The sequence below is a fragment of the Rhodococcus sp. 05-2254-5 genome, from assembly GCF_002258575.1.
In the GTDB taxonomy this organism is placed as follows: domain Bacteria; phylum Actinomycetota; class Actinomycetes; order Mycobacteriales; family Mycobacteriaceae; genus Rhodococcoides; species Rhodococcoides fascians.
The window spans coordinates 62418-75407 of sequence record NZ_NOZG01000018.1 but is presented as its reverse complement, the minus strand read 5'-3'; the positions used below and the strand labels follow the sequence as shown (position 1 = coordinate 75407).

Here is a 12990-nt window from a genome sequence, read left to right as displayed (position 1 = left end):
TGAATGCAACCGAGAAGAAGAGAGCTGAACATGTTCGGACGGCGTAAGAAGAACGACGCCGGCAGTGCCTCCGCGTCCAGCGCGGAGCCATTCGTCGACGGCCGCGACGACGACAACGACGATGCGACCGCGGACACCACCGTCGAGGGGCCCCACGATCTCGGTGATCTGGACGAGGATCGCGAGACCGTCGCGGCGAACCGGCTGGATCTCGGCTCGGTGTTGATCCCTCTCCCCGAGGGCGGGCAACTGCAGGTCGAGATGTCTCAGGCGGGCAGCCCGCAAGCAGTACACATCGTCACCCAGTTCGGGCGCATCACCATCGCCGCCTACGCTGCCCCGAAGTCTCCGGGGCAGTGGCGCGAGGTGGCAGCCGATCTGGCGACATCGCTCCGCAACGACAAGGCCGAGACGACCGTGGAGACCGGGCCGTGGGGCCGCGAGTTGGTCGGTGTCACCGCCAACGCCGATCTGCGCTTCATCGGTGTCGACGGGTATCGCTGGATGGTTCGATGCGTCCTCGCCGGGCCGTCGGGCGCGGTGGCGGAGGGCCAGCCCCTGGTCCAGCTCGCGCACTCGATTCTTCGACAGACCGTCGTCGACCGCGGCACCGATCCACACCCGGTGCGTACTCCGTTGCCGGTGGTTCTGCCGCAGGTATTGGCCGAGCAACTGGCGGCTGCCGCGCAGCAGCAAGCAGCGCAGCAGGCCGCGCCGGCGCAGCCCACCGCCCCTGATGCGAACACCGATGCGGCGCAGCAGCAGTCGACTCCGCAACCGAACGCCGAACAACCCGGTGCCGAGCGCGCTCCGCGCCGCGGAGCGTCCGGATCGGCGATTCAGCAACTGGGGGGCTGATCGGCGTCAGACGTCGTGCGCCGCGGTCAGAGCGTCGACGGCTTCTCGGCCCAGGACCCCCGGGTCGAGTCCGATGTCCGTCAAAGTCACGGTCCGCAGTACGCCTCTCGGCAGGGCGCGAGCCCACTGCTCCGCAACCGCGATCGGATGCACCGGGTCGTCCACCGCGCCGACCACGACGGTCGGCGCGTCGATCCGCGCGAGACGGTCCAACTCCGGGCCTCGGTACGAGGCCGCCTCGTCCAACGCGCGGGGGAGCGCCGGCCACTGCGACGCCCAGGATCGCGCCAGGGTGCGCGCGAGCCATTCTGGGCTCGACTCGGCCATGGTCGCCGTGACGCTGTCGAGCCCGTGTTCGCGAAGCGACCCAGCCGTGAACCGTGCACTCAGTGCAGCCGGTGAGCCGGTGGGATCGCCCGTCCACGCCGGCAGCGCCAGCGCCAACGCGACGACACTCGAGCGGTTGCGTTCGGCCCAGTGCGCCGCGACGGCTGCACCCAGTGAGATTCCGGCGACCACGACGGGACCGTGCGCGCGTACAGCCTCGTCGAGTGCACCGAGATAGCTCCCCACCACGCCGGTCGGGTCGGGTTCCACGGCGACAGTGGCCAATCCCACAACGTCGAACGCCTGCCCGAATGCCTCCTGTGCGAACTGCGCGTCCGATCCCGTCCCCGGTAGAACGATCGCGGTGGAGGTCTCGAATCGGGTGTGCACGAGACGATTGTGCACGCCCCCGTTCGACGGCGTGGCGGTGGTTGGTCAGCGCGCCGGATCGGGTCTACAGTGGCGAAGTACCAGCTATGACGAGGGAAACTCCCAGGTCGCCGCAACTGCTCCCAGGAGTGGAGCTGCGAGACGACCCCCACCCGCAGGAGCGCACAATGGCACCCGCTGCCGCAGGATACTTTCGCCGCTTGACGCGAAAGTTGACCGAGGACATCGATCAGCTCGACGCCGAGGAGATGGCCGAATCCTCCGAAGCGTCCGGAGCCCGACGCGCCTGCGATTGCTCGCGTGGCGAAGAGGTCACGATGTTGGGTCGTCTACGCAGCGTCGAAGCGTGTTCCAAGGCCGCGAACGCCAACATCGAAGCGGAATTCTTCGACGGCACCGACACGGTGACTCTCCTGTGGATCGGCCGGCGCAAGATTGCCGGAATCGAGCCGGGCAAGACGGTCCTGGTGCGTGGCCGGGTCGGCGAACGCGATGGGCGCAAGATCGTCTACAACCCGTACTACGAACTGCGCGACGACAACTGATCGTCCCCGGTATGGCACTCTCGTTCTCGTGACGAACAGCGACGATGCAGTGCCGCACCCGAGAACGTCGAACACGCCGGAACCGGTACCCGACACGTCGACGCCGGACGCCGTGAAGACCGCCGCCCCCACCGTGCTCGAGCAGCTCGGCGGTGTGAGCGGATTGGTGTATTCCACGCTGCCCGTGGTCGTCTTCGTCCCGTTCAACAGCTATTTCGGCCTGTCGGTCGCTCTGTGGGCGGCGTTGGGTGTCGCCGCGGCCGTTCTGGTGTGGCGGCTGGTGCGCCGCAGCCCGATACAACCGGCGATCTCCGGATTCTTCGGCGTCGGCATCTGCGCATTCATCGCGTACCGCACCGGGGACGCCAAGGGCTACTTCCTGTTCGGCATCTATACATCACTCGTCTACGGCGGGGCGTTCGTGCTGTCGGTACTCGCCCGGTGGCCGCTCGTCGGCGTCATCTGGGGTTACCTCAACGGCAAGGGAACATCGTGGCGTCGGGAGCGGTCTGCGGTTCGTTACTACGACGTGGCCACCATCGCCTGGGCGTCGGTGTTCGCTGCGCGCTACATCGTTCAGTCCCAGCTCTACGACTCGGACCAGACCGGCTGGCTCGCGGTGGCACGGATCGGGATGGGGTGGCCCCTGACCGGCGTAGCCCTATTGGTGACTCTGTGGGCGGTGCGTCAAGCGGATCGAGCGCTCGACCTCGCATCGAACGACGAACAGGCCGACGAGCTGCCGTCAGGTCAGACCGACCGCAGCACGTAGTTCGTCCTCCACCTCTTTCGCCGCGACGAAGAGCAACTCGTCACCGCCTTCGAGCGGATCGTCGTGCTGCGGAACGATGACACGGCCACCGCGAAGAATCGTCACCAGTGCTGCGTCCCGCGGTAGCTGGAGCTTGCGTACCGGCTTGCCCGCCAGGGGCGTGTTCTCGGGCAGAGTGATCTCCACGAGATTTGCCTGTCCCTTGCGGAATGTCATCAGGTGGACCAGATCGCCTACCGAGACGGCCTCCTCCACCAGTGACGCCAGCATGCGCGGGGTCGAGACTGCGACATCGACACCCCAGGCCGCATCGAAGAGCCATTCGTTTCTGGGGTCGTTGACCCGGGCCACCACGCGGTTCACGCCGAACTCGGTTTTGGCCAGCAAGCTGAGCACCAGGTTCGCTTTGTCGTCGCCGGTAGCGGCGATCACCACGTCGTAGTTCTCGAGATGGGCGGCCTCGAGCAGACTCAACTCGCAGGCGTCCGCGAGCACCCATTCGGCCTCGGGTACTGCGGCCTGATCGACGTGGTCGAGTTTGCGTTCGAGGAGCATCACCTCGTGCTCACTTCGGATCAATTCGCGTGCAATGGATCTGCCGACTGCGCCGGCACCGGCGATGGCGACTTTCATGGCTTCCCGTTCGGGTCGATGGGGGAGGAGAACAACGTACGGGCGAGCATCAGTCGTCCGACGGCGGCGGATTGCCGGCCAATGCGATGGCCTCGGCGACGGTCCCGGAGACGGCAGCGACGTACACCTCGTCGCCTGCCTGGATCACGGTGCGCTTGTCGGGCAGCAGTCCGGTGCCGAAACGGATGACGAACGCGGCCCGCGACCGGGTCGCATCCTCGAGTACCGACAATTTCTTGCCGATCCACGCATCGTGGAAGTCGAGCAGCACCACCGCGACGCTCCCGGACGGATCTCGCCACTTGGTGGTGGGGTCGTCCCGCAGAAGATTGTGCAGAAACCGGTCGGTCGCCCACGGCACTGTGGCCACGGTCGGAATACCGAGGCGCTCGTACACGGCGGCGCGTTTGGCGTCGTAAATCCGTGCGACGACCTTCTCGACGCCGAACGTCTCGCGCGCGACGCGCGCGGAGATGATGTTGGAATTGTCACCGGATGATACGGCTGCGAATGCCTCCGCCTTCTCGATTCCGGCGCGCACCAACACATCTCGGTCGAATCCCATACCGACTACTCGATGCCCGCCGAAGTCGGGGTCGAGGCGCAGAAACGCGGTTTCGTCGCGGTCGATGATCGCCACCTCGTGCCCGATGCGCTCGAGCGCCCCGGCCAGCGATGCGCCGACACGGCCACACCCCATCACAACTACGTACAACGCCCAGCTCCGTCCCGATCTCGATTGCCGACCAACACTGCCGACGACATTGCCACCGTGTGCATGCGAGCACCAACGTATCGGGGATTCGTCACCGGCTCGACCGTGGGTGGGCATCGGATGGAAGTCAAAGGGCGCGTGGTTGCGCCGCCGGCGACCCGACGGCCTACGCTTCTGATCGTGTCCAAGGTCTCGACTGCCGCAAAGCGGCTGGTTCTCGGTAAGCCGTTCCGCAGCGACAAGCTCGGTCATACCTTGCTACCCAAGCGAATCGCGCTACCGGTGTTCGCCTCGGACGCCATGTCCTCGGTTGCGTACGCACCCGAAGAGATCTTCCTGGTGTTGTCCGTGGCCGGGATATCGGCGCTCACGTTCACTCCGTGGATCGGTCTCGCGGTCTGTGTCGTGATGGCGGTGGTGGTCGCCAGCTACCGGCAGAACGTGCACGCCTACCCGTCCGGCGGTGGTGATTACGAGGTCGCGACCACCAACCTCGGTCCTGCGGCGGGTCTGACCGTGGGTAGTGCGTTGTTGGTGGACTACGTGCTGACCGTGGCGGTCTCCATTTCGGCGGCCGCGTCGAACATCGGTTCGGCCGTACCCTTCGTCGCGCAGCACAAGGTGCTGTTCGCGGTGGTGGCCATCGTGTTCATCACGTCGATCAACCTGCGCGGTATCCGCGAGTCGGGTGCCGCGTTCGCCATTCCCACATACGCCTTCATGGGCGGCATGTTCCTGATGTTGGGCTACGGGTTGTTCCGGGTCTACGTGCTCGGAGACGACATTCACGCCGAGTCGGCGACGTTCGATCTGAAAGCGGAGGACTCGCATCTGTACGGGATTGCGTTCGCGTTCCTCGTCGCGCGGGCGTTCTCGTCGGGTTGCGCGGCGCTGACCGGAGTCGAGGCCATCAGTAACGGGGTGCCTGCATTCGAGAAACCCAAGTCCCGTAACGCGGCAACCACGCTGTTGCTGCTCGGCGGTATCGGCATCACGTTGTTGATGGGCATCATCGTGCTGGCGCAGAAGATCGGCATCAAGTACGCGATGGACCCGGAGACGCAGCTGATCGGGGCACCGGATGGCTACCACCAGAAGACGTTGATCGCGCAGTTGGCGGAGGCAGTGTTCAGCGGGTTCCCCGTTGGGTTCTTCTTCATCACCGCCGTGACGGCGTTGATCCTGGTACTCGCCGCGAACACGGCATTCAACGGCTTCCCCGTGCTGGGCTCGGTGCTCGCTCAGGACCGGTATCTACCCCGACAGTTGCACACACGCGGCGATCGCCTTGCCTTCAGTAACGGCATTCTGTTCCTGTCCGGCGCAGCCATCGTGTTCGTCGTGGTGTTCGGAGCAGAGGTCACCAAGCTCATCCAGCTCTACATCGTGGGTGTGTTCGTCTCGTTCACCCTGAGCCAGACCGGCATGATCCGGCACTGGACCCGCCTGCTCCGAACCGAGACCGATGGCGAGCAGCGCGGCAGGATGCAGCGCTCGCGGGTGGTCAACAGCGTCGGTCTGGCCATGACGGCGACCGTTCTCGTGATCGTGTTGATCACCAAGTTCGCTGCCGGAGCCTGGATCGCGATCGTGGCGATGGTGGCCATCTTCATCCTGATGCGGATGATCAGAAAGCACTACGACACCGTGGCGCGCGAGCTCGAGAACGAGGTGTGGGACGGCGTGCTACCCAGCCGCACGCACTCGATCGTGCTGGTGTCCAAGCTGCACATGCCGACCCTGCGGGCTCTCGCCTACGCACGCGCGACCAGGCCCGACACTCTCGAAGCCGTCACCGTCAACGTCGACGAGGTGGACACCCGAGCATTGGTACGTGAATGGGAGGCCAGTGACGTCTCGGTACCCCTCAAGGTCGTCGAATCGCCCTACCGCGAAGTCACCAAGCCGGTTCTGGACTACGTCAAACGAGTTCGACGCGACTCACCACGTGATGTGGTGACCGTCTTCATCCCCGAGTACGTCGTCGGTCACTGGTGGGAGCAGGTCCTGCACAACCAGAGCGCGCTGAGATTGAAGTCCCGACTGCTGTTCCAACCCGGCGTGATGGTCACCAGCGTTCCGTGGCAGCTGCGCTCGTCGGAGAAGGCCAGGCGCGAGGTGCTCGGAAATGCGCCGGGTGCATCGCGTCGCGGCTACGAACCGCCGGCGGGCAAATGACCGAGAACTGGTTCGGGCTGGTGCTCGACGTCGAACTGGGCGCTCCCGGACACGGTGGGTTCTGCGTGGCCCGTCACGAAGGTCGAGTGGTGTTCGTCCGCCACGGGCTACCGGGGGAACGCGTCATGGCCAAGGTGACCGAGGATCGCGGTGGGTCGTTCTGCCGCGCCGACGCGATCGAGATCCTCACCGCGTCTCGGGACCGCATCGACGCTCGCTGCCCCATCTCCGGGCCCGGTGGTTCGGGATGCTGCGACTATTCTCACGCGACCCCCGAAGCCGGTCGTCGACTCAAGTCCTCCGTCGTCGCCGAACAGCTGCGCCGCGTCGCGGGCATCGAGAGGGACGTTCCGGTCGAGGAGTTGCCGGGCACCGGCGACGGCACCGGATGGCGGACCCGTGTTCGGCTGGCAGTCGATTCGGGTGGACGGCCCGGCTACCACCGCTATCGAAGCAGTTCGATCGTCACGGAGTTGTCGTGCCCGCAAATGGATCCGGCTGCGTTCGACGGATTGTCGGACCGTGAGTGGCGCGCAGGTGCCGAATTGCAGGTGGTCCTCGACGGTAGGGGTGAACGCCATGTGGTGGAGGTGGCACCGGCCCAGTTGACGCGAACCGGACGCCGGTCTCCGGGCCGCCGCGGTGCGTCGGCGCGTCGAGCAGCGTCGTCCCGGGCCAGGCCGGAAAAGGCTGTCATCGGGTCGGGTCGCGTCACCGAATTCGTCTCGGCGCGGCCGTGGACACTCGATGCCACCGGCTTCTGGCAGGCGCACAAGGGAGCGGCCCAGGTGTACACCGACGTCGTGCGCGACTGGGCGGACGCCGATCCGGGTGACGGCGCATGGGATCTCTACGGCGGTGTCGGCGTGTTCGCGGCGGCTCTCGCCGAGCGGGTGGGATCGAGCGGACGAGTCACCAGCGTCGAGTTCTCGCGCCGGGCCGCCGAGGACGGGCGTTCGGCGCTGCACGACCTTGCTCAGGTCTCGTTCGCGCCGGGCCGGGTCGAGCGATCGATGGATTCGTTGCCGGAATCGGTGGCGGTGGCGGTACTCGATCCGCCGCGAGCCGGTGCCGGACGCGACGTCATCGAAGGTCTCGCGACGCGGTCTCCCCGCACGATCGTCCACATCGGCTGCGATCCGGCATCGTTCGCGCGGGACGCGAGCCTTTACCGGGCAGCCGGTTACGAGCTGACGGACGTGCGCGCGTTCGACGCGTTTCCTCTGACCAGCCACGTCGAATGTATCGGCCGCTTCGTCCGTAAATAGGGTTGCCTCACCAATCTTGGCGAGTCTGACGTACCGTTTCTCGGGTGAGAATTCGTCGCACCGTCGGTGCTGTGTCGGTCGCCATGCTGTTCCTGACCGCCGTCGTCTCGTGTGGGTCGGGCGGGGATGACGGACCCGGATCGGAGGCGCCGTCCGACGGATCGGCGGCTGCGTTCCCTGTCACGATCGATACCGAGTTCGGCGACGTGACCGTCGACAGTGCCCCGCAGCGCGTCGTCGCGCTCGGCTGGGGCGACGCGGAAACCGCACTCGCGCTCGGTGTCTCACCGGTCGGTGCGAGCGACTGGCTCGCCTTCGGCGGCGACGGCGTCGGTCCGTGGGCGGCCGGGCTCTACGACGCACCACCGCAGATCATCGGGACGCAGGAGCCGTCGTTCGAGCAGGTCGCGGCGCTGGAGCCGGATCTGATCCTCGACACCAAGAGCTCCGGTGACGCCGATCGGTACGCCACGCTTTCCGCCATTGCTCCGACGGTGGGTATACCGGCGGGGGCGGACAACTACCTGACAACGCTCGAGCAGCAGGTCACGATGGTGGCCACGGCACTCGGCAAGCAATCCGAAGGGGACGCGCTGCTCGCAGGAATCGCCGACCGTTTCGATGCAGCGGCCGCTGCCCATCCGGAATTCGCCGGCAAGACAGCGGTGGTCGGGGCCTACAGCGGCACCGGATACGGCGCATACATCTCGTCGAACAGTCGACTCGAGTTCATGAAGAAGCTCGGCTTCGTCACCAGCCCGATCATCGATTCTCTTCCGCCGCGCGGCTTCTCGGTTCCGATTTCCGGGGAGGAGCTCGACCTGCTCGACGCCGACGTACTGATCGTCTTCCCCATCCAGAAGGCGCCGTCCGAGGTGACCGACAATCCGCTGTTCCAACGGATTCCGGCTGTCGCGGACGGCCGCTACGTCGTGTTCGACGACCCGGAAGTCGCGAAGTCCTACGCCACCAACTCGGCGCTGTCCATCGGCTATGCACTCGACACGGTGGTGCCTGCGGTGGCGAACGTGCTGGGGTGATCCACTTCGGCAACCGGGGCGAACGTCTGCGCGGGTACCGAGACGATGCGTTGAGCTCCGCAGTGGCAGCCCTGGTAGCCGACGAGGCCTTCGCTGGTGTCGTGGAGCGAGCGGGTGGTCCAGGAGTGTCTGCTGTGTTCGATGTCCATGCATCCACTGTGATGTAATGGTCTTGTGCACATCAACCCTTACGGAGAATATGCCGTGAAACTGGGCATCGACCTCCTCAACCGGCCACCCACGTCGCCGAGCGAATTGGGTGCCCGCTGCATCGACGCCGGCCTCGTTCCCGACTGGACTGCCACCGACGCCGATCTCGCGGACACACTCGAGTTTCTCCGCGAGTGGGCTCGCGTGGTGGATGCAGAGACAGCCGAGGAGCGGGCCGAGGCACTGAACGCCCTCCTTGCACAGGCATCCGCGTACCCGCGGTTGACCAACCATGCCGACGACGGCTGGCACATGCACTATCGCGATCCCAACATCGCGTTGGGTGGCGTCATCAGGGCACTGGTCGGTGTCGGTACCGCGCTGCACTTGACCGGTCGCGGAATGGACAGACTCCATCGGTGCGCCGCAGCCGACTGCACGACCGCCTTCGCCGACACCTCACGCACCGGACGGCAGCGGTACTGCGGAACCGTGTGCTCGAATCGGGACGCAGTCCGCCGACACCGAGCCCGCGCCGCATCCTGACGCTTGCACCGGGAGGCGCGGATCAGGACTTGCGGTTGTACAGCCGCATCGTGATCGGTCCGAAGATCGCCAGCATCGCCGCCGACAGCACCAGAGTCACTCCGAGTTGGCCGGTGTCGACATCGCCCTGCATCAGGCCTCGAAGTGACGTCACCAGAAAGCTGACCGGGTTGACGTCGACGAACGCACGAAGCCACCCCGGCATCGTGTTGGGGTCGACGAAGATGTTGCTCGCGAACGTCAGCGGAAACAGGATGAACATCGACATCCCCATCACGGCTGCCTCGGTGCGCACGATCATGGCGATCATCGTCCAGATCCAGGACAGACAAAACGAGAACACGAGCAACAGCACTATCGATGCGATCACACCGAGCAGCCCGCCTTGCGGCCGGAAACCGAGAATCAGCCCCAAGATCAGTACGATCACCGACGCCAACGTGTAGCGCACGACGTCACCCAGCAACGCACCGACCAGCGGCGACGGACGCCAGATCGGCAACGATCGGAACCGGTCGAACACACCCTTCTCGATGTCCTTGTTCATCGTCACGCCGGTGTACATCGTGATCATCACCACGGTCTGCACCAGGATGCCCGGCAGCAGAAACTGGATGTACGCGTCGGTCGAACCGGCCAGAGCGCCACCGAACAGGTACGTGAACAACAGCGTGAACATGATCGGAAACGCCGTCACGTCGAACAACTGCTCCGGTACGTGCTTGATCTTCAGCAACGCCCGCCAGCCGAAACTCAGCGAGGTCGACAGCGAAGACGGACGCTCCGGCCTCGGACCTGCGGCTGAGAGAACATCGATGATCGTCGACGCCTGTGGGGCGGATCGTTGGGCCTCGGTGGTCATGACGCGATCTCCCCGTTGTCGATTTCAGCTTTTTTCGCACCCACCGGCTCCACTCCCGCTCCCGCGTCGTGCCCGGTCAGCGCCAGGAACACCTCGTCCAGACTCGGCTGACCGAGGGTGAAGGATGCGATGGCGATTCCGGCGGATTCGAGAGCAGGAAGGATCGGTGCCGCCTGCGCCGGATTGTCCAGTCGTGCGGACACGGTGAACGGGTCGGCGTCCTCGGTCACGGTGCTGCCGACCAGATCTCGAACGATTCTCGCGGCGGCATTCCGGTGCCCGGCATCGAGCACGCGCAGGTGCAGTGAGTTCGATCCCACCGATGCCTTCAGCTCGCCCGTCGTGCCCTCGGCGATGACTTTGCCGTGGTCGATCACCGCCACGCGCCCGGCCAGGTGGTCGGCCTCGTCGAGATACTGCGTCGTCAGCAGTACCGTCGTGCCGCCTGCTACCAGTGCACGGACGATCTCCCAGACGTGATTGCGACTGCGCGGGTCCAGGCCGGTGGTGGGTTCGTCGAGAAAGATCAGCTCGGGGGTGACGATGATGCTCGCCGCGATGTCGATGCGCCTGCGCATGCCACCGGAGTAGGTCTTGACCTGTCGCGGTCCGGCGTCGGCGATGTCGAATGCTGTCAACAGTTGATCAGCGCGCGCTCGGGCGGCCGGACGTGAGTAGCCGAGCAGCCGCGCCAGCAGAACGAGATTCTCGGTGCCGGTCAGATCCTCGTCGAGCGAGGCGAATTGACCCGTGAGAGAGACTTTTCGGCGAACGGCCTCCGGCTCGGTTGCCACGTCGTGTCCCAGGACTCGTGCGCTGCCGCCGTCTATCGGAAGAAGTGTCGCCAGCATCCGGATGGTCGTGGTTTTCCCGGCCCCGTTGGGTCCGAGTACGCCGTACACCCCGCCGGACGGGATCGACAGATCCACGCCGTCGACTGCGGCGGTGGTGCCGAAATGTTTGACGAGCCCGTGGGTTTCGATGGCCGTCATGCGTGTCCGTCCCTCCATCGAGCTGTCCGCCCGATTGCCCGCGTTTGTCCGATTCTCGCACCCAGGATGAAGCCCGGTCCAATTCTGCGCAAACGAATTTCGGTCGCGGACCATCCCTCGGGGTGTTTGTTCCGAATATGTACTGCGGCGGGAAAACGCGGAGGTTTCGATATGAGGGCTACATGACCACTAGTGTCATGATCGATGAACTCGATCATGAACCCGTCTGCTGGGACGACAGTCCGATGAGCGTGCCGTTCTCCGACGCTTCCGGATCTGCGGGCACCGGCCGTGACCGAACGCCGCCCGAGTCCGAGGACAGCACCTCGGTCGAGGATGCGGTGTGCGCAGTACCGAGCCCGCAGCTGAAGAATCTGCGTGCCGAGGAGACGGACCGTCTCCGTCGCCTGATGGCCGCCGTTGCCCAGGGCGACCGGTCGGCCTTCGCCGAACTGTACGACGCCACGTCCTCCCGTGTGTACGGGATGGTGGTGCGCGTGCTTCGCGATCCGGGGTACAGCGAGGAGACCGCGCAGGAGGTGTTCCTCCAGATCTGGCGTGCGGCACCGAATTACGATCCGAGCCAGGGGAGTCCGCTGGCGTGGATCATGACGCTGGCACATCGCCGGGCGGTCGATCGGGTACGTAGCGAACAGTCGGGTACCGACCGCGAGGCGGCGTACGGTGCCGTGAGTCACACACCCGAGCACGACGAGGTACTCGAGACGGTGACCCAGCGGCTCGAATCGGAGGCGGTCGTGGCCTGTCTCGACACTCTGACCGATACGCAGAGCGAGTCGGTACGAATGGCTTATTACAGCGGGTACACCTATCGCGAGGTTGCCGAACGGCTCGGGGTGGCCGTGCCGACGATCAAATCGCGCATACGAGATGGATTGATCAAGTTGAAGACATGCCTGGGGGTGATCCCGCAATGAGTGAAGCGTCACGGCAACGACTGCTGGACGAAGCGGAGGTCTATGCCCTCCACGCGATGAGCGAGTCCGAGCGGCGCGCCATCGAATCCGAGCGAATCCGCGTCGACGAGACGACCCGGGCACAATTCGACATCCTCGTGGGTGAGATTCACGAAACGCTGGCGTTGGCTGCGGCGGCAGACGCCACTCCCGCACCCGAACGCGTGCGGGAGGCCGTGCTAGCGCGTGTCGCCGCGAGCGATCAGGAGCCGACGGTCCGAGAACTTCCGCCGAACGTCACTCCACTGCACCGGCACCGACGTGAGCGCTCGAAGACGTGGCGATACTCGTTGGTGTCCGCGGCTGCCGCGATCGTCGTCGCAGTCGGCGGTGTAGTCGTCGTCACGCAGACCATGGGCTCGGACCCGCAGCCTTCCCAGGCCGAGCAGATCGTCGCAGCGCCCGACGCTCGTGAGGCGTCCGCGGAGTTCCCGGGTGGCGGCACTGCAAAGGTGTCGTACTCGCTGAGCCGAGATGCGGTCGTGGTGACTCTGAACGGTGTCCCGGAGCCGCCCTCGGGCCGGGTCTACCAGATGTGGTTCGTCGACGGTGCGCCGCGCTCCGCCGGCGTTGTCACCGAGGATCAGCTCACGTCGAGCGACGGCACCGTGGTGGACGGCATGGGAGCGTCGACCAACTTCGCGTTCTCGCTCGAGCCTGCCGGCGGCTCGGCGCAGCCCACCGAGGTCCTCACGATGATCACGCTCGACGCCTGATCAGGGGCCAAGCACGTCCAC

Annotated in this window: 15 protein-coding genes; 9 read left to right on the top strand and 6 right to left on the bottom strand. The window is 65.6% G+C overall.

Going from position 1 to position 12990, the window contains the following annotated elements; all coding sequences use genetic code 11:
• The first annotated feature begins 30 nt into the window (after window positions 1-30).
• Window positions 31-858 (top strand): DUF3710 domain-containing protein, encoded by an 828-nt coding sequence (locus tag CH278_RS11405; RefSeq protein WP_094621937.1) that lies wholly within the window; start codon window positions 31-33, stop codon window positions 856-858.
• 6 nt (window positions 859-864) lie between these two features.
• Here the strand turns inward: CH278_RS11405 and CH278_RS11400 are convergent, their stop codons facing one another.
• Window positions 865-1575: an alpha/beta fold hydrolase gene (locus CH278_RS11400; RefSeq protein WP_256991961.1), complete on the bottom strand. Its 711-nt coding sequence runs from the start codon at window positions 1573-1575 to the stop codon at window positions 865-867.
• 167 nt (window positions 1576-1742) lie between these two features.
• On the opposite strand from CH278_RS11400, the gene CH278_RS11395 reads away from it, so the two are divergent.
• A complete protein-coding gene (locus CH278_RS11395; protein WP_027496896.1) occupies window positions 1743-2120 on the top strand; it encodes an OB-fold nucleic acid binding domain-containing protein in 378 nt (125 codons plus the stop codon).
• 112 nt (window positions 2121-2232) lie between these two features.
• Window positions 2233-2892, top strand: a complete 660-nt coding sequence (locus CH278_RS11390) for a DUF3159 domain-containing protein (protein ID WP_027496897.1) — start codon at window positions 2233-2235, stop codon at window positions 2890-2892.
• On the opposite strand, the gene CH278_RS11385 is transcribed toward CH278_RS11390, so the two are convergent.
• Both CH278_RS11385 and CH278_RS11380 read right to left on the bottom strand, forming a co-directional pair.
• Window positions 2866-3525, bottom strand: coding sequence for a potassium channel family protein (locus CH278_RS11385; protein ID WP_032365054.1), 660 nt, complete (start codon window positions 3523-3525; stop codon window positions 2866-2868). The genes CH278_RS11390 and CH278_RS11385 overlap by 27 nt on opposite strands.
• A 49-nt stretch (window positions 3526-3574) precedes the next feature.
• Window positions 3575-4240 (bottom strand): potassium channel family protein, encoded by a 666-nt coding sequence (locus CH278_RS11380; RefSeq protein ID WP_027496899.1) that lies wholly within the window; start codon window positions 4238-4240, stop codon window positions 3575-3577.
• Window positions 4241-4420: 180 nt separating this feature from the next.
• Here CH278_RS11380 and CH278_RS11375 point away from each other — a divergent pair, with 180 nt between their 5' ends.
• From CH278_RS11375 to CH278_RS11365, 3 genes are read left to right on the top strand one after another with little or no spacing between them, the layout of a single operon-like run.
• Window positions 4421-6418, top strand: a complete 1998-nt coding sequence (locus tag CH278_RS11375; protein ID WP_032365101.1) for an APC family permease — start codon at window positions 4421-4423, stop codon at window positions 6416-6418.
• On the top strand, window positions 6415-7686 hold the full coding sequence (locus CH278_RS11370; protein WP_094621935.1) for a class I SAM-dependent RNA methyltransferase: 1272 nt from the start codon (window positions 6415-6417) through the stop codon (window positions 7684-7686). The genes CH278_RS11375 and CH278_RS11370 overlap by 4 nt, the downstream gene beginning before the upstream one ends.
• A gap of 44 nt (window positions 7687-7730) precedes the next feature.
• A complete protein-coding gene (locus tag CH278_RS11365) occupies window positions 7731-8726 on the top strand; it encodes an iron-siderophore ABC transporter substrate-binding protein (RefSeq protein WP_256991960.1) in 996 nt (331 codons plus the stop codon).
• On the opposite strand, the gene CH278_RS27210 is transcribed toward CH278_RS11365, so the two are convergent.
• Complete coding sequence (locus CH278_RS27210) at window positions 8678-8875, bottom strand: hypothetical protein (RefSeq protein ID WP_143536241.1); 198 nt, start codon at window positions 8873-8875, stop codon at window positions 8678-8680. The two genes, CH278_RS11365 and CH278_RS27210, sit on opposite strands and share 49 nt — an antisense overlap.
• Window positions 8876-8900: 25 nt before the next feature.
• Between CH278_RS27210 and CH278_RS11360 the strand changes: the two genes are divergently transcribed.
• A complete protein-coding gene (locus CH278_RS11360; protein WP_027496903.1) occupies window positions 8901-9422 on the top strand; it encodes a CGNR zinc finger domain-containing protein in 522 nt (173 codons plus the stop codon).
• Window positions 9423-9444: 22 nt separating this feature from the next.
• Here CH278_RS11360 and CH278_RS11355 read toward each other — a convergent pair whose 3' ends face one another.
• Together CH278_RS11355 and CH278_RS11350 are read right to left on the bottom strand one after the other, a co-directional pair.
• Window positions 9445-10284, bottom strand: a complete 840-nt coding sequence (locus tag CH278_RS11355) for an ABC transporter permease (RefSeq protein WP_027496904.1) — start codon at window positions 10282-10284, stop codon at window positions 9445-9447.
• Window positions 10281-11294, bottom strand: a complete 1014-nt coding sequence (locus CH278_RS11350) for a daunorubicin resistance protein DrrA family ABC transporter ATP-binding protein (protein ID WP_045841783.1) — start codon at window positions 11292-11294, stop codon at window positions 10281-10283. Before CH278_RS11350 ends, CH278_RS11355 begins: the two co-directional genes overlap by 4 nt.
• Before the next feature lie 164 nt (window positions 11295-11458).
• Between CH278_RS11350 and CH278_RS11345 the strand changes: the two genes are divergently transcribed.
• Both CH278_RS11345 and CH278_RS11340 read left to right on the top strand, forming a co-directional pair.
• Complete coding sequence (locus tag CH278_RS11345) at window positions 11459-12214, top strand: sigma-70 family RNA polymerase sigma factor (protein ID WP_027496905.1); 756 nt, start codon at window positions 11459-11461, stop codon at window positions 12212-12214.
• Window positions 12211-12969, top strand: a complete 759-nt coding sequence (locus CH278_RS11340; RefSeq protein WP_094621934.1) for an anti-sigma factor — start codon at window positions 12211-12213, stop codon at window positions 12967-12969. Before CH278_RS11345 ends, CH278_RS11340 begins: the two co-directional genes overlap by 4 nt.
• Window positions 12970-12990: the final 21 nt, after the last annotated feature.